Source organism: Pseudomonas cerasi (genome assembly GCF_900074915.1).
GTDB lineage: Bacteria > Pseudomonadota > Gammaproteobacteria > Pseudomonadales > Pseudomonadaceae > Aquipseudomonas > Aquipseudomonas cerasi.
In genome coordinates, this window is sequence record NZ_LT222319.1 from 3,917,615 (window position 1) to 3,942,442 (window position 24,828).

Annotated in this window: 8 protein-coding genes and 4 pseudogenes; 3 read left to right on the forward strand and 9 right to left on the reverse strand. The window is 63.1% G+C overall.

Features of this window, described 5'->3' with window-relative positions:
- Positions 1–89: 89 nt before the first annotated feature.
- The gene (locus tag PCPL58_RS19925) at positions 90–596 is read right to left on the reverse strand and encodes an Lrp/AsnC family transcriptional regulator (RefSeq protein ID WP_058397692.1); all 507 of its coding nucleotides are present in this window, start codon (positions 594–596) and stop codon (positions 90–92) included.
- A gap of 186 nt (positions 597–782) precedes the next feature.
- Here PCPL58_RS19925 and PCPL58_RS19930 point away from each other — a divergent pair, with 186 nt between their 5' ends.
- Complete coding sequence (locus PCPL58_RS19930; protein WP_002552793.1) at positions 783–1,799, forward strand: 1-aminocyclopropane-1-carboxylate deaminase; 1,017 nt, start codon at positions 783–785, stop codon at positions 1,797–1,799.
- 51 nt (positions 1,800–1,850) lie between these two features.
- On the opposite strand, the gene PCPL58_RS19935 is transcribed toward PCPL58_RS19930, so the two are convergent.
- A complete protein-coding gene (locus tag PCPL58_RS19935; protein ID WP_065350257.1) occupies positions 1,851–2,705 on the reverse strand; it encodes a LysR family transcriptional regulator in 855 nt (284 codons plus the stop codon).
- Between the two features lie 74 nt (positions 2,706–2,779).
- On the opposite strand from PCPL58_RS19935, the pseudogene PCPL58_RS19940 reads away from it, so the two are divergent.
- Positions 2,780–3,712 (forward strand): annotated as a pseudogene (locus tag PCPL58_RS19940) (DMT family transporter).
- 206 nt (positions 3,713–3,918) lie between these two features.
- Here PCPL58_RS19940 and PCPL58_RS32760 read toward each other — a convergent pair.
- The 3 genes and pseudogenes from PCPL58_RS32760 to PCPL58_RS19950 all read right to left on the reverse strand — a co-directional run bounded on the left by PCPL58_RS32760 (position 3,919) and on the right by PCPL58_RS19950 (position 7,243).
- The gene (locus tag PCPL58_RS32760; RefSeq protein ID WP_414860620.1) at positions 3,919–4,791 is read right to left on the reverse strand and encodes a methyl-accepting chemotaxis protein; all 873 of its coding nucleotides are present in this window, start codon (positions 4,789–4,791) and stop codon (positions 3,919–3,921) included.
- 33 nt (positions 4,792–4,824) lie between these two features.
- Positions 4,825–5,847 (reverse strand): annotated as a pseudogene (locus PCPL58_RS32765) (methyl-accepting chemotaxis protein); the annotation flags it as partial.
- Positions 5,848–6,115: 268 nt separating this feature from the next.
- Positions 6,116–7,243, reverse strand: a complete 1,128-nt coding sequence (locus PCPL58_RS19950; RefSeq protein WP_065351086.1) for a saccharopine dehydrogenase family protein — start codon at positions 7,241–7,243, stop codon at positions 6,116–6,118.
- Between the two features lie 154 nt (positions 7,244–7,397).
- On the opposite strand from PCPL58_RS19950, the gene PCPL58_RS19955 reads away from it, so the two are divergent.
- Positions 7,398–7,913 carry a GNAT family N-acetyltransferase gene (locus tag PCPL58_RS19955; protein WP_003371419.1) on the forward strand — a complete coding sequence of 172 codons (516 nt, stop codon included), beginning with the start codon at positions 7,398–7,400 and terminating at the stop codon, positions 7,911–7,913.
- A gap of 42 nt (positions 7,914–7,955) precedes the next feature.
- On the opposite strand, the gene PCPL58_RS19960 is transcribed toward PCPL58_RS19955, so the two are convergent.
- The 4 genes and pseudogenes from PCPL58_RS19960 to PCPL58_RS19975 all read right to left on the reverse strand — a co-directional run.
- A complete protein-coding gene (locus PCPL58_RS19960; protein ID WP_060708845.1) occupies positions 7,956–8,825 on the reverse strand; it encodes a TauD/TfdA dioxygenase family protein in 870 nt (289 codons plus the stop codon).
- 96 nt (positions 8,826–8,921) lie between these two features.
- Positions 8,922–18,104, reverse strand: coding sequence for a hybrid non-ribosomal peptide synthetase/type I polyketide synthase (locus PCPL58_RS19965; RefSeq protein ID WP_083188440.1), 9,183 nt, complete (start codon positions 18,102–18,104; stop codon positions 8,922–8,924).
- A pseudogene (locus tag PCPL58_RS19970) lies at positions 18,101–19,375 on the reverse strand (thioesterase domain-containing protein); the annotation flags it as partial. The gene PCPL58_RS19965 and the pseudogene PCPL58_RS19970, both read right to left, overlap by 4 nt.
- 1 nt (position 19,376) lies before the next feature.
- A pseudogene (locus PCPL58_RS19975) lies at positions 19,377–24,581 on the reverse strand (amino acid adenylation domain-containing protein); the annotation flags it as partial.
- Positions 24,582–24,828 lie beyond the last annotated feature (247 nt).

Here is a 24,828-nt window from a genome sequence, read left to right on the forward strand (position 1 = left end):
AGTCAATCGTGTGGCAGTCAGCAACTCTGACCTTGGTCAGACGTGAACGTTTGACGCTGCATGCAGCAAACAGGCCACGCCGAAACCCGTCAAATGGGCAACTGTGTCGTGGAAACGACCTGACGCAGCCCCATGAACGAACGGATCTGTCTGACACCGGGCAAGTACAGTAACTGTTCGGCGTGCAGGCGGTTGAAGCTCTGACTGTCCCTGGTGCGCAGCAACATGAAGTAGTCGAACTCGCCAGTGACGACATGAAACTCCATACAGCCGGAAACCTTCTGCGCGGCGGCTTCGAATTGAGCAAATGAATCCGGTGTCGAGCGGTCCAGTACGACACCGATCAGCACCACCATGCCTGCGTCCAGAACATCGCCATTGAGCAACGCCACCACGCCCTTGATCACGCCCGCCTCTTTCAGCCGCTCGACGCGCCGCAGACACGCAGGCGGACTCAGTTTGACCTTCTCGGCAAGTGCCACATTGGAAATGGACGCGTCACGTTGCAGGGTCTTGAGGATGGCGCGGTCAATCCTGTCCAGCAGCGGCGTCATGTCAGCACCGGACTTTTTAGTGCGTTCATTTATTGCTTTCATAATGAAATTCACACAATAAAAATCTGTTTAGTTGTGTTCAGGCTAACGCTTATTTTGTAGATAGACAATTCTTTGCAACCACGATTATTCGCAGTTTTCCTATGATGGAAGCCATGCCGGGCCGCTCGATAAACATGTCGAGTTCCACCTTCAATGCCCGGATCAACTTATCAATGGAGACCCGATATGAACCTGAGCAAGTTCAAGCGCTACCCTCTGACCTTCGGCCCCTCGCCCATTACCCCACTGAAACGCTTGAGTGAGCATCTGGGCGGCAAGGTCGAGCTGTATGCCAAGCGCGAGGATTGCAACAGCGGTCTGGCCTTCGGCGGCAACAAGACCCGCAAACTGGAATACCTGGTGCCGGAAGCCATCGACGGCGGCTACGACACATTGGTGTCGATCGGTGGCATCCAGTCCAACCAGACCCGTCAGGTGGCAGCCGTCGCGGCGCATCTGGGCATGAAGTGCGTGCTGGTTCAGGAGAATTGGGTCAACTATTCCGACGCGTTGTACGACCGGGTCGGCAATATCGAGATGTCGCGCATCATGGGCGCCGATGTGCGCCTGGATTCGGCAGGCTTCGATATCGGCATTCGCCCGAGCTGGGAAAAGGCCATGGCCGACGTCGAGGAAAGCGGCGGCAAACCGTTTCCGATTCCAGCGGGCTGCTCGGAGCACCCTTATGGCGGCCTGGGGTTCGTGCGTTTTGCCGATGAAGTGCGCCAGCAGGAAGAAGAACTGGGCTTCAAGTTCGACTACATCGTGGTCTGCTCGGTAACCGGCAGTACTCACGCAGGCATGCTGGTGGGATTCGCTGCCGATGGCCGGGCACAGCGTGTGATCGGTATCGACGCGTCAGCCAAACCGGAAAAGACCCGCGCGCAGGTTCTGCGTATCGCTCAGAACACCGCAAAACTGGTGGAGCTGGGCCGCGAAATCACCGCCGAAGACGTGGTGCTCGACACCCGCTATGCCTACCCGGAATACGGCCTGCCGAACGATGGCACCCTCGAAGCCATCCGCCTCTGCGCCCGCCTGGAGGGCGTGTTGACCGACCCGGTCTACGAAGGCAAATCCATGCACGGCATGATCGACATGGTGCGCAACGGCGAATTCCCCGAAGGCTCGAAAGTGCTCTACGCCCACCTGGGCGGCGTGCCGGCGTTGAATGCCTACAGCTTCCTGTTCAAGGACGGTTGAGCCGAAAGCGTTCCTGCAGTCGATAACACACTTCGGCTGCAGTGTTCCCGGCTAAACCCGAAAATACTTCTGCAGCGCCTGCGCCAGCAGGCTCACCGCCTCGTCGTTCTGCGACGACAGCGAGCGCAGGAAGACGATTTCGTGCTCGGGTATTTCAGGCAGGTCATCGAGAATCTGCATGGCTTCCGTGACCCCGCTCCGATCGATGAGGCTGATCGCCAGACCCGCTTCCACACAGGCTTTGATCGCCTGGTTGGACGGGCTTTCGAGAACTACACGGGTTTTGCGGCCGTTGTCTTTGAGTGACGCCAGCATGGCTTCACGATAAGGACATTGCGCTGCGTGAATCGCCAGCGGCAACGGGTCCGCAGATGCCAGTGCGGTACTGGCTGGCCCGACCCAGACCGGTTTGGTCGATACCAGAAACTGCGTATCAGCACTCAGCTGCCCTTTGGGTTGCGCGATCACTGCTGTCTGCAACTTGCCACGCGCAACCTGCTCGCGCAGGGCGTAGCTGGGTGCGGATTTCAACTCCAGCACGACATTGGGCCACGCGGCCGCGAACACTGGCAGGATGTCGCGAATGACATGCACGGCGTACTCATCCGGAACCCCCAGCGTGATGCGTCCGGCCAGATGAGTGCCTTGCAGATCCGCCAGCACCCGGTCATGCGTGGACAGCAACTCTGTCGTCGACAACAGCAGGCGCTTGCCCAATGCCGTCAGCGACACCGCCTGGTTGTCACGGTTGAGCAAGCGCCCGCCCGCCACGGCCTCGAGGCGCTGGATATGCACACTTACTGCTGCCGGGCTTTTATGAAGTTGTTCGGCAGCCGCCGAAAACTTTCCTATCCGCGCCACCGCATGGAAGGTGCGCACCAGTTCGATGTCGAGAATGGCCGTCATGATTCAGATTTCCTGAATAAGTCATGCATTTAATTTTGATTTATTAGACTACGCCGTTTTCGTAACCTGCGTCCATGAACCCATACCTGTCGATTGCTCCGAGCGTCTCGCGGCCTGCCTGGCACCAGGCCATTCCCTTGCCCCTGCTTGAAGCTGCGCTGGTTCTGACCTGGAGTTCGGGCTTCGTCGGCGCACGCTTTTCGCTGGAACATGCGCCGCCGCTGCTGGTGGTGTTCTGGCGCTGTGTGGTGGTCACCCTGATCCTGCTGCCTTTTGTCGCCAGGCAACTGAGATCGATCGCGCCAACCACGCTGCTGAAAAACGCAGGTATCGGCCTGCTGGCCATGGCCGGCTACGTCGCCGGTGTCACGCACGGCATTGCGCTGGGCGTGCCCGCCGGACTCGCCGCACTGTTTGCCGATTTGTTGCCCATGGGCATGGCGCTCCTGGCGGCAGTGGTGCTCGGACAACGGCTGGCCTGGCAAATCTGGGCGGGACTGTTGGTCGGGCTGATCGGTGTAGTGCTGGTGACCTACAGCGCGCTGGCGGTAGGTGACGCACCGTTGTGGGCCTACGGCCTGCCGCTGCTGGGCATGTTGTCACTGGCCATCGCGACGCTGTGGCAGAAACAGTCTAGCACCGCACAGCCTATGGCACTGCTGCCCAACCTGTGGCTGCAATGCGCTGTTTCCAGCATGGCCTTCGCGATTATTCAGGGCACACAGGGCAGCCTGGCGCCTGTAGCCAGTACCGGCTTTGCGCTGAGCGTGCTATAGACGGTGGGGCTGGCAACCCTGGGCGGGTACGGACTGTATTGGGTGTGTCTGCGCCGCGCGACGGCGACCCGCGTCGCCAGCGTGCTGTACCTCAGCCCACCGGTGACGATGCTCTGGGCCTGGGCGATGTTCGACGAACCGCTGTCCTGGCAGATGGCGTCAGGCATGGCGGTGTCAGGTATCGGCGTGTGGATGGTGGTGCGGGCGGAACAACGGCAGTCGGCCTCCTGATGGGGTCAGGAGGCCGACTTTGCTTAGGCTCTGTACGAAAAGTGGCTGCGCTCGGTGATGCTTCGTTAAAAACAGGCTCGGAGGCGAGTCCAATCGGAATGCTCATTTACAACACGTAGAGTCGAACGCGACCCCGGCCGTTCCTCGCCTGTTTTTGCCTCGCCTGACCTTCGCTCGCCGACTTTTCGTACAGAGCCTGGCGCAGGTTAAATCTTGAAACGCGCGACCATGCTCTGCAAATCGCTGCCCAGACGGGCCAGCTCGACAGTCGACGCAGCGCTTTGCTCAGTGGCAGAAGCGGACTGATCGGCAATGTCGCGAACGCTGAGTACGCTGCGGTTGATTTCTTCGGTCACGGCGCTCTGTTGCTCGGCCGCGGCGGAAATCTGCTGACTCATCTGTTCGATGGTGCCGATGGACTGGTTGATTTCCCCCAGCGCCTGTTCGGCCTGACGAGCCAGCACCACGGTGCCTTCAGTGCGCTGCAGGCTGGCGTCCATCAGGCCCGAGGCGGCGCCTGTACCTTTTTGCAACGCCTGGATCAGCGCTTCGATTTCGGTTGTGGAGTTCTGCGTACGCTGAGCCAGCGAGCGAACTTCGTCAGCCACCACGGCAAAACCGCGACCCTGCTCGCCTGCCCTTGCGGCCTCGATGGCTGCGTTGAGCGCCAGCAGGTTGGTTTGCTCGGCGACCGCCTTGATCACGTCAATCACGCTGCCGATCTTGCCGCTGTCTTCGGTCAGACGCTGCATGGCTTCACCCAATTGCTGCACTTCACCGGCCAATTGCCCGATTTCGCGCGTAGCATGCTGCACCACACTGCTACCGTGAGCAGCGCGCTCGCTGGCCTGTTTGGCGGCTTGCGAAGCGTCTTCGGTGTTGCGCGCCACTTCCTGTACGGTAGAGGCCATTTCGTTCATGGCAGTGGCGACCTGATCGACTTCGTTTTTCTGCAGGGTGACACCCGCGCTGGTCTGCTCGCTGACCGCAGACAATTGTTCGGCCGCCGTGGCGATCTGCGTAACACCGTTGCCGATGCCACCGATCAGGCCGCGCAGCGAAACAGTCATGTGCTGCATGGTGTTCTGCAGCAGGCCCAGTTCGTCCTGGCGGGTGGTGCTGCTGTCATGGGTCAGATCACCGTCAGCAATACGGCGCGCCGCAATCACGGTGCTGTTCAACGGCACGGTAATCTGACGCGTGATCAGGAACGCAGCAAAGATGCCGACCAGCAGCACGACCAGCGCTACGCTGAGCAATTGCACCACAGCGGTTTGTTGTTCCTTCTTGGCACTGATGACCTGCAGCGCTGCCAGATCATCGGCACGGGCTGCGGTCGCTACGGATTGCTGTTGCAGATCGTTGCGGATCTGCTCGGTCTGCTGAAGCATGTCCGAAATCGACGACATCAGGACCTTGTATTGTTTCAACGCCACCAGCGCGGCATCCACTGCAGCATTTGCCTCGACAGGCAATTGGCTGCGAGCGGCGTCCACTTGTGCGATCAGGGCGTCGGCGGCCTTATAGGTGGCCTGACGGTTGTCGGCATTGGGAACGCTCAGGTAGCGGCGAAACACCAGACGGAAATTGGTCATGCCGTTACGCAGGTCGCCAGCGATCTTGACCTGCCTGATGCCGGTTTCATTCGGCGAGCGCAAGGTGTCGTCAATGGTTTTGTTCAGCAGATTCTCGAAGGTCGCGCTGACGTCATCGGACACCTTGATGATCGGTTTCAACGCCTCGTCGACTTTCTGATTGATGCCGACCAATTGGTCGAACGTCTGCTTCAGACCGCCCGCCTGCTCCTTGATCTCGCGCAGCTTGGCGAGGTTGCTCGAGATCACGAACATCTGCAGGCCCTGATCGACACTGCGGCTCAAGGTATCCAGCGCGCTGGCGTAATTCTGCACACCTGCGGCGGTAGGGCCGGTCGCATAGGCTTGCGCAGCAATCCGGGCATTCAGGACGTCAGCCTTGATCTCGGCGACCTTGCTGCTTTTGCCCATGCGCTCGATCAGCAGGTTGGTGCTGGAGTAGCCGATGACGGTGACGGTCAGTACTCCGAGCAAAATAGCGGCAAAGCCCAGCCCGAGCTTCTTGCTGACTTTCAGATTGTCCAACCATTTTGCGCTCATTGCATGTGTGCCTTTGATTTTTCGGAATACCCGTGAGTCGGCGCTGAAAGATTTAACTTGATAGTTAACGTTATCGGAATCACGCACGCGCCAATCGAAGGCACCCTGAAGCTCATGAATTACGGGGCCGGCGCGCGATGATGAATATTTATTTAAATCGCCTGAGCAGAATTTTTCCGATGATTGGCACCGCGCGAAACCGGAAGATCACGCAATGAAACTGCCTTGATCTTCGCCTGTACGGAGCCATCGGAGATTGGCAACAGCGTCAGACGTTGCGGTCGGTGAAATGAACATCCAGCCGGATGTTTTCCGGCTCGTTGATCGCTGCCAGGTACTCGTCTACGGTGATTTCTCCGACGCAGGCCCGTGCGCCCGGTTGTGGGCGATAGCCACCGGCCATTTTGCTGCCCAGCGCGACGGCAGCACTGCCGGGGATCTCCGGGCCCTTGTCGTTCAGTGCAGTCAATTGCGCACGCATGTGCAACGGCTGGCCGGTGAGGTCGACGCCATCGACATCGATGTACATCGCGCTCTTTCGATCACCCCACTGTTCAAAGCGCGCGCCCCAACGGTACAGGCGCTCGGCCCATGACGCAGGATCGCGCAGCAGCCCACAGCGAATCGCCAGCGCCAGCAGCCAGGTCGCGATGCCGCCGGCCTTGAGCGCGGAGCCGGCCTTGAAGCTCAGATGCTGCGCGGCATAACGTGTCGCGAATACATCCAGGTCCGGGACGTCGACATTGGCCACCAGCCGTGTGCCCATGCCGGGCATCCGGCGCAGGGTCAGGTCCATCCAGCCATGGACTTCGTGGACCTTGCCGTTGCGCAGTTGCCTGATCGGTCGCCCGGCATTGGCCAATACGCCACGCACGGTCGACAGACCAGGCATTTTCGCTGCCGAGGAGATGCCATGCTCTATCGAATCGATGCGCAGAAAACGCTGGCGATGCTGATCGATGATGGCCGCCGAAAGCGTTGGCACCGAGCTGCAACCGCTCAGCACGCTGACACCTGCCTCACGCGCCTGGGCATCGAGGCTGGCGATACCGGCGACAAACGCCCGGCAATCCGCCATGTCGCAATAATTCACACCCGCCTCGATGCAATGCCGGGCCACGGCATACGACTGCCCCTGAAAAGGCCCCGCCGTGTGGATAAGCAGATCAATGCCCAATTCACCCAGCTCACTGCCCGCGCCGTCCTGCATGATGTCCACGCACCAGCTCTCGCAGAATCTGCCAGCCAGTGTTTGCAGTGCGGCAACCTTTTCCGCCAGCTTGCGCGGGTCGCGACCGGAAATGACCAGTTCGATGTCCGGCATCATCGCCAGATGATTGCAGATAAGGCTGCCGAAGTTGCCGTAGCCGCCGATGACCAATACGCGAAATGCCATTGACTCGTCCCTGACCTGCAGAAGGATGTGACCCTGCCTCGTTGCGCCACGATTGCCGTGAGCAATGGCAATGAAATGCGCGTGCATTATTGATCATTGGCCGCAGGCCGGGTACAAAACCCTGTGCCTTTTTTGATTGTCCCGGGAGCAACGGATGCTGGAACTACACACCGAACGACTTTATCTGCGGACCCTGCTCGCCAGCGACTGGCCGCTGTTTTTCAGGCTGCACTCCGAGCCCGAGACCATGCGCTACGTATTCGGAGAAATCGAAGAAGCGCAGATCCGCAAAGGCTTCGATCATCGCCTCCCCGACTGGACGCCGGAGTCCGATCACTGGCTGTGCCTGGTGGTCACAGACACACAAAACGATGCAGAGCTGGGGGTCAGCGGCTTTCGCATCCTGTCGCCGGGTCATGCCGAAGTGGGCTGTCTGTTACTGCCGGAACATCAAGGCAAGGGCTTCGGCACCGAGTCACGCCGCGCAATCATCGACTACGCAACTGCCATCGGCCTGGATTCACTGGAATCGACCGTGACCGACGGCAACATCGCTTCCTGCAAGGTTCTGGAGAAATGCGGCTTTACCTTCGAGCGCCGTGTCCCGCAGGCCTATCAAATCGGCGATCAGTGGTTCGACGACCTGATATACCACCTGCCACTGCGCTGATGAAGCAGCTGACCGGCGTTCGCCGGTCAATCGCAAACGCCTTCAGGCCTGGGGCCGCCCTCCGAGAATCGTCACTCGCTCGCCATAGCGCGAGTGCGGGAAGTAATCCCACACCGCGTGATGCTGGGTGCAGCGGTTATCCCAGAACACCAGCGTGTTCGGTTCCCAGCGCACGCGGCAACTGAGGCAGGGTTCGCGGGCGATCAGATCGAACAGCATATTCAGTACGGTGCGGCTCTCGCCGGGCGAGAGTTGCACGATATGCGAGGTGAACCCGGAATTCACGAATAGGCTGCGGCGCCCGGTTTCAGGGTGACGAACCACCACCGGGTGTTCGCTTTTCGGAAGGTTGGCGGGCGGCTGATAGCCTTTCCACGGAATCTCGCCATCGTGAATGGCTGTCAGCCCGCCGAGAAACTGCTGCATCGCCGGCGAGAGCATTTCAATGGCCAGGTGCATGTTGGCAAACAGTGTGTCGCCGCCGGTGCCGATGGCGGGGGTTTCCTTGACGTACAGCATCGAGCCCATTGACGGCTCCAGATCAGCGGTGCCGTCGGTGTGCCATAGCTCGCCCGCAGCGAAACGCGATTGCGCATTGGCGCGCACCACGACCAGTTCCGGGTCATCGCCATCGATGCTGTCCACCGGCAAGGCGCGCAACGGACCAAACAGTCGGCCGAACGCCTTGTGCTGTTCGACCGTCAGGTGCTGATCGCGAAACACCAGCACATGATTTTCCAGAAAGGCCCGGCGGATTTCCATCAACTGCTCCGCACTGGGTGGCTGCGACAGATCGACACCGCTGACCTCGGCACCGATGATCGGTGTCAGGCGGTTGACCGTGATGCTCTGATACGGCGCACGCACGGCGCCTGCGATGCCTTCTATGGCCTTGAGTGCCATTTGATCCATGATCCCTCACCTTCAGGTTGTTGGCATGGCCGATCACCATGCACGTGGTTCGTTTGCGGGGACATAAGCCCCGCCTGAAAAGCCTGCCGCTGACGTTCAGCCCTGCTCCGCTGGCAGGTCGGCATTGATCATCTCGGCCATCACCTGCGCCCAGGGCGCTGCGACAATGCCGTAGTGATCGGTGTCCAGTGCTTGCCAGCTCAGCAGGTGCGGCAACAGCCGTTGCCAGGCCCGCTGCAGATCGGCCATCCGCCAGGCGCTGCCCATGCCGTAAGGATTGGGCTGCGTGGCAATGAATAGCCGCACGGGGGTGCGCGACAACGCCACGGGCCGGTGGCCCGCCATGCTCGCCATGTTGTTCTGGCAGCAGACAATCAGGCTTTGCAGGTAACGCGATGTGTCTTCACTGGCCGCGCCGGTGGCTGTGTTGAGGCCGCTCCGTGCAGAAAACTCGCGCTGGAAGACCTGCTGAATCTGCGCTTCACCGATCTGCGCCAGCTCGTTACCCGCATCCGGCGCGGGGGGATCGATCAGGTACAACAATGGCTGCTCGCAATCCTCCGTCAGCAGGCTGCACATCGCCTGCGTCACCCATGCGCCGAACGACCAGCCAGCCAGACGCCATGCCGTGCCGTCGGGGTGATGGGCCTGCAACGCCTTGAGATACAGCTGCGCGCGCTCATCCACGCTGATGTTCGGCAGTTCGGGCAGGCGCAAGGCCGGATCGGCGATCACCCACACGCCCAGATCAGGGTGCAGCGCCGAGGCCAGCTCGCGATACGCTTGCACGTCGCCACCCACCGGGTGAATCAGATACAGGCGCTCGCGGCCCGCGCCCGCATGCCACTGATCGATCCTCACTGCATCAGCCCACTGGTTTTCGTCCGCAGCCGGTTCGGGCACTGACGCCCGCACCAGCGCCAGCACCTCGGCCAGGCTGACCTTGTGGCTGAACTGCGACAACTGGAAGACCACGCCGGTCGCGGCCTGCAGTTCGTCGATCAGGTCCAGCAGGGTCAGAGAATCGGCGCCCAGCTCATAGAGCGAGGCATCCGGCTGCAGCGCACTCACGCCGAGCCATTTGCACAGGCAGTCATGCAGATGCTCGGGCAGACGGTCCGGCGCTGCAGTGTCTGCCGTCAGCACTGGCGCAGTATCGGCCAGCGTCGAACCTGCGCTGTGGCGAACCGGGTAAAACTGTCGCGCCGTGTCCGGATCGGTGATCGAGATCAGCAGTTGCGGCAGTTGAGCCGTCATGGCTGCATCGAACACCCGGCAACCCTCCTGCGCCGACATGCCGACCGCCAGGTGTCGCTGATGCGCGTCATCCCCGACGCCACTGGCAGCGGCCATGCCGACATCGCGCCAGATGTCCCAGTTGATGCCCAGACGCACACAGCCATTTTCGGCATGCGCACGGTAGTGGGTGAAACCGTCAAGCACGGCACTCGCGGCGGCATAGTCCAGATGCCCGGCGCCGCCGAACAGTGCCGACATCGAAGAGCTGTACAGCACGAACCCCGGCGTCATCTGCTCGATCAACGCTTCAACCGCCAGCATGCCGCGGGTCTTGCTGGCCATCGCCTCAGACAGCACCTGAGCATCGCGCTGACGGATCAGGCTGCCCGCTCCGGTGCCAGCCGCGTGAATCACGCCGTCAAAGTGCCCATAACGCTCACGCAAGTGTTCCAGCACCGTGGGCCAGCGCGCCAGGTCGGCGATATCCGCAGCGATGCTGTCGATGCGCGAAGCATAGGCGTCCAGTTCTTTCGGACACCCGCCACCTCGCGACAGCAGTACTACCCGGCGCTGGCTGGATCGCAGCAGGTGTTCACACAAGGTACGACCGATGCCGCCTGTACCGCCCAGCACCAGGAACGTGCCGTTCGCCGGCAGCAGATTCGAAGCCGCCGTTGGAGCTGCCAGCGGACTGGCCAGCAGCTGTGGCTGCCACAGATAACCGTCACGAATGGCCATGCGCCGCGGCAGCAACGCCGGTTTAGCAAGCAGCGCCGCGAGGTGCGGAGCCTGGGTGCTCAACTGCGCCGTGGGCAGGTCCAGCCAGTGACAGCGTATCGGGTATTCCTGCGGCGCCACTTCGGTGATACCGGCCAGCGCCGCCAGTTCCGGACGCATGACCTGGCCGTTCACCGGGCACGCTTGCCAGGACAGCAGCCAGAGCCGCAGGGCGGTCTTCTGTGCGTTCTGCCCCCAGGCCTGCAACAACGCGCTGAGCGTATCCAGACAGGCCCATTGCGCGGCCGCCAGGCTTTGCTCGTCAACCGCCCCGCCCACCGACAGCGGCAAGGCATGCAGCCAGTCCAGTTCGGTCGCCGTCTGCCCACTCTGATCGAGCGCAGTGATCAGTCGACCCAACGCCACAGGGTCCAGCGGGTCGAGCTCATAACGATTCGGGCCAAGCTGCTGGTAGCCATTGCCGGTCTGCACCTCAATGACGTGCCGATAGACGCTCTGCAGGCTGCCAAGCGTGGTGGCATCCAGACGCTCATGGCTGCACACCACCAGCACTTCACGACCCTCGCCAGTCGGGTTTGTACGCAGACGGTTTACCCGCTGCCACTGACGCTGATAGAACCAGTCCGCCAGCGGCTGGCGCTCGACGACTGACGATTTCTGCTGTTCGGTGCGAGCGGCCGCTTTGAAGCGAAAGGTCTGCAGATCGAATGCCGACGGTGGCAAGTCCCAGGGTGGCGGCGCCGAACCGGTCGACCCTTCGATACTGGCCCCCGCATACCAGGCGTCCAGCAGGGCCTGCGGCGAATGCTCGCTGGCGTTTACTCGCACGTCAGAAAGCTTCACCTCCTGGATCGACGAGGCTTGCAGGCGCGGCGTCTGACCGGGCGGGCAGATCATCGCGAAGCGCCAGGGCAACGCGCGCCGACCGTTTTGCAGGTAACGCAGCAACGCGGCCTGCTGCTCGGGAAAGGCGTTGAGCCAGGCTTCAATCGCCAGCATGTCCCGCTCCAGGGCAGTACGGCTGTGCGCTGACAGCAGCAGGCACGCCGGGCAATCCTCGACGCGGTCTGTCTGCTGCGGCGCGGCGCCGACAATCACATGCGCGTTGGTGCCACCGATGCCGAAACTGCTGACCCCGGCCAGAAGCCGACGCCCCTCGGGCCAGGGCCGTGAGGTGCTGGGTATGTAGAACGGCGAGCGCTGCAGATCGATTTGCGGATTGATCCGGGCAAAGCCGAGGTTGGGCGGGATCACTCCGTGGAACACGGCAAGCGTCGCGCGAATCAACCCGACCACGCCGGCAGCCGCGCCCAGATGACCCACCTGGCTTTTCACTGAAGCCAGTGCGCAACTGGCGGCCAGCGTCGCGCCGAACGCCTTGGTCAAGGCAGCCACTTCAATCGGGTCGCCCAACAGTGTGCCGGTACCGTGGGCCTCGATGTAGCCCATGTCGGCGCCACTGACCCCGGCCTTGCGCAACGCCTCGCTGATCACAGCACTCTGCCCCGCCACCGACGGCGCGGTATAACTCATCTTGGCGCGGCCATCGTTGTTCAGCGCAGAGGCTTCGACCAGTGCGTAGATCCGGTCGCCGTCGGCTTGGGCACGGTCCAGCGGTTTGAGTACTACCACACCATAACCGCTGGCACCGATGGTGCCGCTGGCGTCGTCACTGAACGGGCGACACAGCCCGTCGCGGGAAAAAATGTGCTGTGGACGATAGCGGTAGCCATCGGTCAGAGTCGGGTCGATCAACACCCCGGCGGCCAGCATCACGTCACTGTCGCCCTGACGCAGCATCGCCGCCGCCAGGTGCACGGCAATCAGTGAGCTGCCGCATGCCGCCTGGACGCTGAGTGCCGGGCCGCCGAGGTCGAGGTGGTAAGCCGCCTTGGTGGCCAGAAAGTCCTTGTCGTGGTGCAGCGCCATCTGAAAGCCGTCCGGCAGATCACCCTCAGCAGTTTCGCGCAGTATTTGCTGGAAATACGTGGTTTCGCCGCAACTGGCGATCAGGCCGATGCGCGGACCGTCGGCTTTGGGCGTGAGCCCGGCATGTTGCAGTGCCTGCACACAGCCCATCAGCAGGTGCCGCTGTTGCGGGTCCATCAACCGTGCTTCCTGCAGGCTGATGCCGAAATACTCGGGATCGAAATCCAGCAGGCCGGTCAGTTGACTGCGCGCTCCGACCAGCCCTTCGGCAGCGTCGAACTGCTCGATGCCCAACCGGTTCCCTTGGACCATCGCCCAGAACTCGGCGAGGTTGCTCGCCCCGGCCACATTCACCGACATGCCGATGATCGCCATGGGTTGTTCGCCAGCCTTGGCACCTCGCTCATTGCCCTCAGCAGCCGCGGGCATTTGGCCTGCTGGTAAGGACAAATGCTGCGCCAGGCGACGCACACTGACATGCTCGAACAACGCTGCCATTGCCACCGGCTGCGGCAGTGCTTCGTTGTAACGGGCGTGCAGGCGCATCAGGCCAAGGCTGGTGGCGCCGGCTTCGAAGAAGGTCTGATCAGGCTTGATGTCGCGACCGATGACCGCCACGAACAACTCGCTCAGTTGCTGTTCAAGTGCGCTCAACGGCGCCGCAGGCAGCCCGGTGCGTTGCCGTTGCAACACCTCGCCCAGATCTCCCAGCGCCCTGCGATCAATCTTGCCGCTCGGCGTGCGCGGCCAGGTGACAACCCGCCGGTACTCGTCGATACGCACATGCGCCGGCAGGTGCAGGCTGATCTGTCGGTCAAACTGCTGTGCATCGGGCAGCGTACCCTCGCTGTGCAACCAGGCCACCAGCCGGGGCGGCTCACCCTGCGTGGCCACCACCGCGTTGCTCACCTGAGCGACCTGCATCAGCGCGGCCTCGATCTGCCCCAGTTCAAGACGCTGGCCACTGATCTTGATCTGCTGATCGTCCCGGCCCTGGTAGTGCAGGCAGGCGTTTTCATCAGCCCGCGCAAGGTCGCCGGTGCGATAGAACAGGGTCATGCCCTCAGGCTGCAGCAACTCGACAAAGCGCGCGGCATTCAGCACCGGGTCAGCGAGGTAGCAGCGCGAAATCATCGGCCCTGCCACCAGCAGATAGCCCTGACTGCCACGCGGCACCGGTCGGTCTTGTTCATCCACCAGCAGCAGACGTGCATTGCTCACTGCACGCCCGATCGGCGCGCGCAGCGGCCAGTCCTGAACCGCCGCAGGCAAGCGCCAGGCGCTGACCACGTGGGTTTCGGTCGGGCCGTAATGATTGAACAGCCGTGCCTGGGGCATGCCGCCGAACCAGTTGCGCAATGCCTCGGTGCACAGCAGTTGCTCGCCCGCCGTGATCACTTCGCGCAACGCCTGCGGATACACGCCCTGGCTGACAGCGGTCTGCGCCAGATGCTGCAAGGCCACACAAGGCAGGAACAACCGCTCGATGCGCGTCTGCACCAGATAGCTCAGCAATGCCTGGGCATCCTGCCGCCAGCGCGGGTTGATCAGGTGGTAACAGCCTCCGCCGCAGAGGGTGCTGAAAATCTCCTGAAACGACACATCGAACGACAGCATGGAGAATTGCAGGGTCACGGACTTCGCTGGCAACTGCCCCTCATTGCGCTGCCAGTGCAACAGATTGCAAAGGGTCCGGTCCGGCACCTGAACCCCTTTCGGGGTCCCCGTCGAACCGGACGTGAACAGCGTGTACAACGGTCGTTGCCCCGAGTGACGGCGACGCTCGAACGGTCGTGCTGCAGCGCTCAGGTCGACCCGATGACAGATCTGCCGGTCTGCGTTCAATTGCTCCAGTGCCGCCTCGGTGGCCGCGCTGTACAGCACACAGCCGGGTTGTGCCTGCTGCATGACCTGACGCTGCACCGCCAGCGGATAGCCAGGATCGAGGGGCACAGCCGTCAAATTGAGCCTGGCCAGCGCCAGCAAGGCCACGATGTGCTCGACCGACGCCTCGAGGTACAGGACCACTTGCAGCGGCGCACCATTTTCCTCCGGCAGCGGACACTGCTCGATCAGGGTGGCCGCCAGCGTGTCGGCCAGTGCATCCAGTTCGGCGTAGCTGATGCACTGCTGATCGGCGACCAGCGCCGGAGCATCCGGCGTGCAACTCACCTGATAGGCGAACCAGTCGGCCACGGTGTTGAACGGCGGCTCAGCGCTGTCGCCCTGACTGGCGGGCGGCAGGCTGAAGCGGTAAGGCGTGAGCAGCGCATCAAGGGTGGCCGACGGCTTCTCCAGCAGCAGATCAAGCCCCTGTTGCAACAGCCGATTGACGGCGACCATTTGTGCCGCATCGAAATAACTGCGCTGGTACTCCCACCAGCATTCCAGTTGGGACCCGGCATCGACCACCAGCAAGGTCAGGGGGCACTTGGCCTGCACCGTCTCGTTGAATTCCAGCGTGGCCCGCAGGCCGGTATGGGCCAGCCTGGCGTAGTCAGTGTTTTCCAGCACGAACATGAAATCGAACAGCGCACTGCTCGACGACAGCCGCAGGTCTTCCACCAGGTCCGCCAGAGCGACGTCCTGCAAGGCCAGCACCTCACGCACCGTGGCGGTTTGCTGATGCATCTGCTGGTCAAGCGGCTTGTCGCCGTCGAACGCCGTGGGGATCAGCACGGTGTTGGCGAACATCCCGATTGCGTCTTCGAATTCGCTCAGCGGACGGTTGGATACCGGGCTGGCGATGCGTGGCCGTTCACAACCGGTCAGGGCGTAAATGCTCCAGGCATAGACGCTGAACAGCACCTCATAACGAGTGACGCGCTGGCGGCTGCAAAACCGATCCAGTGCAGCACTGCGCGTGGCTCCCAGCGGCTGACGATAGAGCCGTGCCTGCGGGTCTGGCTCACGAACCGGCAGCAGCGCGGGCGAAGGCGCCGGGTGCTGACGGTGCAACCCGGCCAGGGCGCGGCGCTGATCGCGGTAACGCGGGTCGACACGCCATTGCCGTTGCCAGAGTGCGAACTCCAGCGTGCCCAGACCGGGCGAGGTTTCGGCACTCGGCCGCCCCTGCAGCGCATCGTCGTACAGTTGCACCAGATCATCGAACAACAGGTTCATCGACCAGCCGTCGATGGCCACGTGGTGCAGGTTCAGCAGCAAGCGACAGCTGCCATCGGCAAACGGCAGCAGCCAGGCCTTACACAGCGCCGATGTTGCCAGATCGAACGGTGTGTCGAAGACCAGGGCTGCAAAGCTGCGCCAGGTCTGTTCACTGAACGCTCCTGTGGCAAAGGTCTGGCACACCGCGTCCCGTTGGTGAACCTGCTGATGCAGCCCTTCAGCAGCGGACACGAACGCCGTGCGCAGCCCGCTGTGCCGAGTCAGCAGGCGCTGCACGGCGTCGGCCAATGCGTTCAGCTCCACGCCTGCCGCCAGGTGCAGGATGATTGGCACGTTGTAGGCCGTCGCCTGCGGCGCGCGCTGCTGCATCAACCACAGGCGACTTTGCTCGGCAGTGGCCGGCGCACGCCCTGAACGGTTGACGGGCGGCGCGGGCGGATAGGCAGATTCCGCACCCTGATCATCGCCAAGGCGCTCGGCCAGTGCCGAAAACGATTCGTTCAGCAGCGCACCCAGGGTGATTTCCCGGCGCCAGTGTGTGCGGATTGCAGAGCGCAAACGCATGGCCTTGAGCGAGTCGCCGCCGCTGCCCAGCCAGTCATCCTCGCCGTTCAGCTCAGGTTGCGCCAGCAACCTGCGGGCCTGGGTCAGCAGCCAGTCCAGCGTGGGCGAGTGTTGCTCGTCAGGACGTGAACCGGCCTGTGGTCGCCACGGCTTCAAGGGCTGCTCCAGCAGCGCACGCTGATCGATCTTGCCATTGCTGGTCAACGGCAGGCGCTGCAGCACAAACAGTTGATGCGGGCGCATCCATACCGCCAGGTTTTCGCGCAGGTGCTGATCGAAATCGCGATAGTCCAGCGCTTCGCGCGGCACGATGAAGGCCAGCAACTGGTGGTCTTCAGCTGCCTGCCTGCGCGTACAGACATGCACCTGCGCCACCTTCGGGTGCTCCAGAATACGCTGCTCGACCTCGCCCGGCTCGATGCGAAAACCGCGGACCTTCACCTGACGGTCAATCCGCCCCAGGTACTCGATCAGCCCGTCGGCATTGACCCGCACCTGATCGCCGGTTCGGTAATGCAGCACGTCACCGGCCTCGATTGTCGGCAGGCGCAGGAAATGCTGCGCGGTCTCTGCGGGACGGTTGCGATAACCGCGTGCGACCCCGCTGCCGCTCAGGTAAAGCTCACCCGCCTCGCCTTGAGCAACCGGGCGCTGTTGCGGGTCGAGCACTTGCACGCTGGTGTCGGGCAATGGCCGACCGATCGGCACCGCATCACCGGAAAAGTCGCGGGGGATCGTATAGCACACGGCGAAGGTGGTGCATTCAGTGGGTCCGTAGGCGTTGAAAATCCGGCAGCGGCTGTCGGGATTGGCCTGATACCAGGCACGCACCGCCGCGGCGCTGACCTGCTCACCGCCGATCAGCACCTGGCGCAGGCTGGCGAAACAGGTGGGGTTATCTGCGCTCAAGGTGTTGAACAGCGAAACGGTCATGAACAGGCTGTCGACCTGCTGCGTTTCCAGCACGCTGGCCAGCTGTTGCGCGTCCTGCAGGTCTGCGTCGGCAATGATGACGCAGCAACCGCCGTTGAGCAGCGGTGCCCACAGTTCGAAATTACAGGCATCGAACGCCGGGTTGGACAGGCAGGCCACGCGCTCGCCTGCGCGAATGTCGAGGCAGCCGTCGGTCCGGGCCAGACGCAACAGGCCGCGCTCGCCCACCTCCACAGCCTTCGGGGTGCCGGTGGTGCCTGAGGTGTAGAACAGGAAACTCGACGCAGCGAAATCCTCGGGCAGCGGCAGTGCCGGTTGATCGGGGAATTCCAGCAGGGTTTCGACGCTGACGTACCAGCCACGTTGTGGCGCTGCCAGGGTGTCCGCGTCTTCGCCGAGGGTCACCAGCCCGACGCAACCCCCGTCGTCGAGCATCAGCTGTCGACGCCGGGCCGGGCTGGCCCGATCCAGCGGCACCACCACAGCCCCGACTTTCAGCACGGCGATTATCGTGGCGACCCATTGCCAGCCGCGCGGCATGCACAGGGCAATCGGCTTCGCAGGGCCTGCGCCTTGTGCCAGCAGCCCTTTGGCGATGCGTTCGCTGGCGCTGGCCAGTTGCACGTAGGTCAGCCGTACCTGCCGGTCGATCACGGCGAGCCCCTGAGGATTACGGCGTACCTGCTCGGCAAAACGCGACAGCAGGGTCATGGAGTTGCGGGCGATATTCTCCTCGTACCGACTCATCATTGCGCCTCCTGCGTGTCGAAACGTTGCAGCTCTTGCCTGAGCGTCTGCGAGACCCGATGCACCTCGGCACTTTCCAGCATGTCCCAGTGCCCGCCGTGCACCAGCCGGGCTCTGTAACCGTTGCCCGCGCGGCGACGCCAGAAGCTGCGCAGCTCATGCAACTGCGTGCGGCTGAAGCCTTCACGGGCCTGAATCAACACAATGCGTCCGGCGTGTGGCGCACACTCGTAAGCGGCCATAGCCAGACGGTTGTGGTTGTAAAGATGGAAATACCGCTCGACCTGCGCGTCTTCGATGCCGGGGTACATGCCGTTGAAGCGCACCAGCTTGTCGCGGAACTCAGCCATGTCCACCGTCCCGATCTGTTGCCGGAACCCCGGGGCATCCGAGCCCTGGGTATCGAGCAGCACCACCGTCACCTGACGATGGCCGGCAGCCGTCAGACGCCGGGCCATTTCGTACGCCACCAGACCACCGAACGACAGCCCGGTGAGCACCAGCGGTTGTGAGGTCAACGCCGCGATCCGCCGCAGATAGGCGTCGGCCATTGCTTCAACGCTCGGCTCGGTGCTTTCTCCAGGGTTCAACCCCGGCGATTGCACACCGTACACACCGATGCTTTCCGGCAGCTCCTTGGCCAGCGACAGGTAGCAGAACGCCGTGCCGCCCGCCGGGTGAATGCACACCACGTTGCGTTGCCCGGCACCGCGCCGGAATTCGATCAGGTTGTCCTGCGCCGCGGCCAGGCTGGCGCCGGTACGCAGCCAGCCGCCCAGCGCCTCGATGGTCGGGTGGCCGAGGATCACACGCACAGGCACCTCGACGCTGAACGCCCGGCCAATTTCGTAGGCCATCTTGATCGCCGCAATCGATGTCCCGCCGACGTTGAAGAAGTTGTCGCGAATGCCGATCTGCGGCACCGGCAGCAGGTCTTTCCAGATCTGATACAGGGTCAGCTCGATATGGTCTCTGGGGCTGCCGAGGTTGACCTGCCGGTCGGCCAGATCCTGATCGGCCAGTGCCGCCAGGGCGGCACGGTCGATCTTGCCGTTGACCGTCAGCGGCAAGGCGTCCAGCCACAGATAAGCGCTGGGCATGACGGCGCTGGACAGGGTCGTTGCCAGGTGCGCACGCAGTGCGGATTCGTCCACTGCGCTGTCGGTGACGCAGCACGCCACCAGGCGCTGGTTCTGCGCGCTGTCACCGACGATCAACGCCACACTGGTGCGAATACCGGGGAACAGGTCGAGCCGCGCTTCGATTTCACTCAGTGGCACTGACCCCGCCGAGGCTGACCGACGCTTCGCGGCCAAACCAGTACGCCTGCTGGATGTCGGTCAACGGAAACGGCGCGAAACGTGCGCTGCGATCAGCTTCAATCGGGGCAAAGGGTGTGTCGAGCGAAGGCCCGTCACCCCGCCCGAGCCGCACCTGCTCGGCCAGGTCCATCAGCACCGGCGTCTTGAACAGGCTGCTCAGGGACAGTTGCGCGCCCATGCGCTGGTTGATCATGTAGATCATCCGTGTGGCCAGCAGCGAATGCCCGCCCAGCTCGAAAAAGTTGTCGTGAATACCAACCTGCTGGCACTTGAGCACCTCGGCCCAGATGCACACCATCTGCCGCTCGGTCTCGTCGCGCGGTGCCACATAGGCACTGGCGGCCTGCCGCTCTGGCGCCGGCAGCGCCTGACGGTCGAGCTTGCCGTTGCGGGTCAGCGGCAATTGCGCCAGCGCCACCCAGGCCGTCGGCACCATGTGTTCCGGCAGGTGGCGGTGCAGCTCGGCACGCAGCGTTTCGGCGGTTGCAGGCCCCACCACGTAGGCCACCAGACGCTTGTCGCCCGGCACGTCTTCGCGCAGCAGCACCACCGCTTCCTGCACACCGGGTTGCCGGTGCAGAAGGCTGTCGATCTCGCCCAGCTCGACGCGAAAACCGCGCAACTTGACCTGCTGGTCGATGCGCCCCAGGTACTGCACATTGCCGTCGGCCTGGAACCGCGCCAGATCCCCGCTTCGGTACATGCGCGCACCAGGCAGTGGGTTGAACGGGTCAGGCAGGAAGCGTTCAGCGCTCAGGTCCGGACGATTCAGATAACCCCGGGCCAGGCACGCACCGGCGATATACAGCTCGCCTGCCACGCCGACCGGCACCGGGTTCAGGTCGCCGTCCAGCACATACAAACGCGCATTGGCGATGGGCCGGCCAATCGGCGGTGCGTCCGGCCACTGCGTGGCGTCGTCACAGTTCAGGCTGAACTGGCTGACCACGTGGGTTTCGGTCGGGCCGTACTGGTTGTGCAGTTGTGCACCGCCAAGGCCGCAGACAAAGGCACGCAGTTCGTCGTTGACGAGCAACGCCTCGCCAGCGGTGATGACTTCGCAGCCGCCCTTTGGCAAGGGCATCGGCACCGACGCGTCGGTTTCAGTGAAACTGGCCAGTTGCTGAAGCACGGCGAACGGCAGAAACGCCCGTTGTACGTCCTCGGCCACCAGCGTCGGACGCAGCGCAGCGAGGTCCTTGCGGCCGGCTTCGCTCATCAGCACCAGGCTGCCACCCTGGCACAACGTGCTGCAGATTTCCTGAAACGACACGTCGAAATTCAACGATGCGAATTGCAGCACGCGTTGTGACGCAGGCGTTTGCTCCAGTTGCCAGGCGATCAGGTTATCCAGGGCGGCACGACTGTGCGCCACGCCCTTGGGCCGCCCGGTCGAGCCGGAAGTGTAGAGCACGTAAGCCAGGTTGCCGGGGCTGACGGGGACTTGCGGGTTGGCCTCGGAATACCCAGACCAGCGCTGCGCCTCAACGTCGAGGCAGCAGATCGGCAGCGTGTCGGGCAATGGCGGCAGACCGGCACGCAGTGCAGTCTGGGTCAGCAGCAGGCTTGGAGCGGCATCCGCGAACATGAACGCCAGCCGCTCGGCCGGATATGCCGGATCGAACGGCACGTAAGCGGCGCCGGTCTTGAGAATGGCCAGCAGGCCGATGATCATCTGCGGCGAGCGCTCCAGACACAGCCCCACGCGCTGCTCGGGACCCACGCCCTGCTCGATCAGGTAATTCGCCAGGCGGTTGGCAGACAGATTGAGCGCAGCGTAAGTCAGCGCTCGCTCATTGGCCAGCAACGCCACGGCGTCGGGTGTGTGCTGCGCAACGGCTTCGAAGCGCTTGACGCAATCGGGCTGTGCCGAGGTATCGCGCTCGGTGCGGTTCCAGTCGTGGACGATTCGTCGGTGCTGCTCGGCGTTGAGCAGGTCGAGCGTCGCCAGCGGCTGTTCGCTGTCCTCGACCATCTGCATGAGGATGCGGCGCAGGTAGTCGCCCATCTGCACCACGGTCTCCGGCTCGAACAGCCCCGACGCGTATTCCAGGCCACCGACGATTTGTCCGTCACGTTCGCTGAGTGCCAGTTGCAGGTCGAATTTGGCCACTGGCTGGACGCTTTGCAGCACGCTGACGTCGAGCCCGGACAACTCCAGATCCGAATCCTGATGCTGCTCCCAGGCGAACAGCACCTGGAACACCGGGCTGTAAGCCAGACTGCGCGGCGGGTTGAGCAACTCCACCACTTGATCGAAAGGCAAGTCCTGATGTTCCTGAGCGGCAAGCGCTACGTTGCGCGCCTGTTGCAGCCAGTTGGCCACCGTCGGGCTGCCGGAGCGGGTCATGCGCAGGGCCAGGGTATTGACGAAGAACCCGATCAACCCTTCCAGCTCATGCTGGCTGCGGTTCGCCGAGGGCACACCGATGACCACGTCATCCTGACCCGACAGGCGCATCAGCAGCAGCGACCAGGCCGCCAGCAGGTTCATGAACAACGTGGTGCCCTGCTGCGTAGCCAACACTCGGAGCCGTGCTGTCAGCGCGCGGTCAAAGACCAGCGGCACGAAGCCGCCGCGGTAATCCTGGGCCGCCGGACGTTTATGATCGGTGGGCAACTCCAGCAATAGCGGAGCACCGCTCAGGGTTTCACGCCAGTAGCACCGCTGCGCGTCCAGCACCTCACCGGACAGCCACTGGCGTTGCCAGGCCGCGTAATCCACATACTGGACAGGCAACGGCGGCAGTGCCAGGGACTGCCCGAGTGCGGCCGGTTGCTGAGTAGCCGCTGCGTAGAGCAGCCCCAACTCGCGGGTCAGCACGCCCATCGACCAGCCATCCGAAACAATGTGGTGCTGGGTCAGTAACAACACGTGATCATCATCGGCCAGTTTGACCAGGCTGACGCGCATCAACGGCCCCACCGCCAGGTCGAACGGCTTGCTGCCCTCTGCGTCGATCAACGCCAGCAGACGCGCCTGGGCATCGTGCTCGCCGCGCAGATCGATGACTGGCAACGGAATGATCGCTCCCGCCGCCGCAACGCGCTGCCGCCCCTCGCCCTCGACCGCGAAAAACGTGGTGCGTAACGCCTCGTGGCGGGCCACCAGTTGATTGAAACTGCGCTCCAGCGCGGCCACTTGCAACGGCCCGCGCAGGCGCAGGTTCAACGGCATGTGGTAGGCCGCGTTGCCGCCTTCCATCTGCGCCAGAAACCACAGACGCTGCTGAGCAGACGACAACATGTGTGCCCCGCTACGTTCTACAGCCATGATCGGTGGACGAGCGTCGCCCTGCTGAGCGGTGCTCAGTCGTTCGGCGAACTGCTGCAGCACGGGGGCGGTAAACAGGGCTGAGGGTGACACCTCAAGATGCAGCGTCTGTCGAACCTTGGCCAATACGCGCATCACCAGCAGCGAGTGGCCGCCGAGTGCAAAAAAGTGATCCTGGCGACCGACTCGCTCGACGCCCAGCACCTCGGCCCAGATGGCCGCAATATCCATTTCCAGCGCGCCTTGCGCGGCTTCGAAAACATGCCGATCGAACGCGTCATCCCCCGGCTCGGGCAGTGCGATGCGGTCCAGCTTGCCATTGGCGGTCAGCGGCAGCGCGTCCATACGCACGAACGCGGCAGGAATCATGTAGTCCGGCAGGCTGAGCTGCAGATGCTGGCGGAGGCTTTTGGGCGTCAGCGCTGCGCCGGTCTGTTCGCGAAAGTAGGCAATCAGCCTGGGCACGCCCGCGTTGTCCTCGCGCAGCACAACCACGTTGTCACGCACACCGGCAACCTCGGCCAGACGCGCCTCGATTTCACCCAGTTCCAGGCGCAGACCGCGCAGCTTGGCCTGCGAGTCGTTGCGCCCGAGAAACTCCAGATGGCCGTCAGCCCGATAGCGGGCCAGGTCGCCAGTACGGTACAACCGCTCACCGGCCACGAACGGGCTGTCGATGAAGCGCTCGCGGGTCAGTTCCGGCAAATTCAGGTAGCCGCGCGCTACCCCCGCGCCGCCGATGTACAGTTCGCCGGTCACGCCCTGGGGAACACGCTCGCCAGCGGTATCGAGCAGGTAAATCCGCGTGTTGGCCAACGCCCGTCCGATGGGCAGCACCGCATCGACGTGGCTGTCGGGCTCGAACTCGAAACAGGTGCTGTCGATGCTCGCTTCGGTAACACCGTAGGCCTGGACGATTTGTACATGCTCGCCACACAACCTACGCAGTTGGCGCGCGCTGTGCGCTGTCCAGATGTCCGAGCCGCAAACCACCGTGTTCATGAACGACAGGTCGCGCCCTGCCTCCTGCGTCCAGGTCAGCAACGGGTTGAGCACCGCAGGCACGAAGTCCGCGAAATCGATGCGCGCCTCGCTCAACAGGCGATACAGCGAAGGTGGGTCCATCAACGTGTCTCGCGGACAGAGCACGAGCGTGCCGCCAAAACCCAGTGCGCGGATCAGGTCGGCGCTGAACACATCAAAGGAAAACCCGGCCATTTGCAGGTGAGTGAGGGGCTTGTGCAGCGCGTACAACGGCTCCCAGGCGGCGCTGACCGCGATCAGCCCACGGTGCTCGACCATGACCCCCTTGGGCGTCCCGGTGGAGCCCGAGGTGTAGATCACGTACGCCAGATGGCGGGGCGTCAGACCAACCGCGTGCGGGTCAGGGTTGTGCGTCGGCTGCGCTGCCCACAGCCGGCTATCGGCCAGATCGAGCACCTGCGTTGCGACTCCAACCTTCTCCAGCGCCGCCAACAACGCCGCGCGCGCCGGAGCGTGGCTCAGCAGCACGCGTGGCGCGCTGTCTGCCAGCATGTGTGCCAGACGGGCTTCCGGGTACGCGGGGTCCAGCGGCACGTAGGCACCGCCCGCCTTGAGTACCGCGAGCACGCCGACCAACATGTCCAGCGAGCGCTCCAGGCAAATCCCGACACGCACATCCGGCCCGACACCGAGGCTGCGCAGGTAGTGGGCCAAACGGTTGGCACGGGTATTGAGCGTCGCATAGTCAAGCGTGTCCTGCTCGAAGCGTGCCGCGATGGCGGCAGGGTTGCGCTGCACCTGTGCCTCGAAAAGGCCATGCACACACTGGTTTTGGTCAAATGGTTGCTCTGTATCAGGATGAGCGAAGCCCGTCCCGCGCGAGGAAGATTGGTCGACCATCAGAAATCACCGTCCGTGAGCAGATTATTTTTTTATGAGCAGACGGGAGCGCAGAGCAGCAAGCCCGTCAGGCACGGCATGAGAAATGCCGGATGAACATCGAGACTCAGGGAGAAGGTGCGGCGCGGGCTCTCGGGCTCATGTCATGACCTGACATGCAAGCGCTCGGGGGGATCGCAGAGGGATGACAGACGAACGCGGCAAGGCGCGACTCGCCTACAGAAAGGGGGGTGGCTGGCTCGTTGAC

Bases quoted from the DNA above. Each gene is read 5' to 3' on its own strand.
- PCPL58_RS19925 (WP_058397692.1), bottom strand. From the start codon at position 596: ATGAAAGCAATAAATGAACGCACTAAAAAGTCCGGTGCTGACATGACG.
- PCPL58_RS19930 (WP_002552793.1), top strand. From the start codon at position 783: ATGAACCTGAGCAAGTTCAAGCGCTACCCTCTGACCTTCGGCCCCTCG.
- PCPL58_RS19935 (WP_065350257.1), bottom strand. From the start codon at position 2,705: ATGACGGCCATTCTCGACATCGAACTGGTGCGCACCTTCCATGCGGTG.
- PCPL58_RS32760 (WP_414860620.1), bottom strand. From the start codon at position 4,791: ATGCAGCACATGACTGTTTCGCTGCGCGGCCTGATCGGTGGCATCGGC.
- PCPL58_RS19950 (WP_065351086.1), bottom strand. From the start codon at position 7,243: ATGGCATTTCGCGTATTGGTCATCGGCGGCTACGGCAACTTCGGCAGC.
- PCPL58_RS19955 (WP_003371419.1), top strand. From the start codon at position 7,398: ATGCTGGAACTACACACCGAACGACTTTATCTGCGGACCCTGCTCGCC.
- PCPL58_RS19960 (WP_060708845.1), bottom strand. From the start codon at position 8,825: ATGGATCAAATGGCACTCAAGGCCATAGAAGGCATCGCAGGCGCCGTG.
- PCPL58_RS19965 (WP_083188440.1), bottom strand. From the start codon at position 18,104: ATGATGAGTCGGTACGAGGAGAATATCGCCCGCAACTCCATGACCCTG.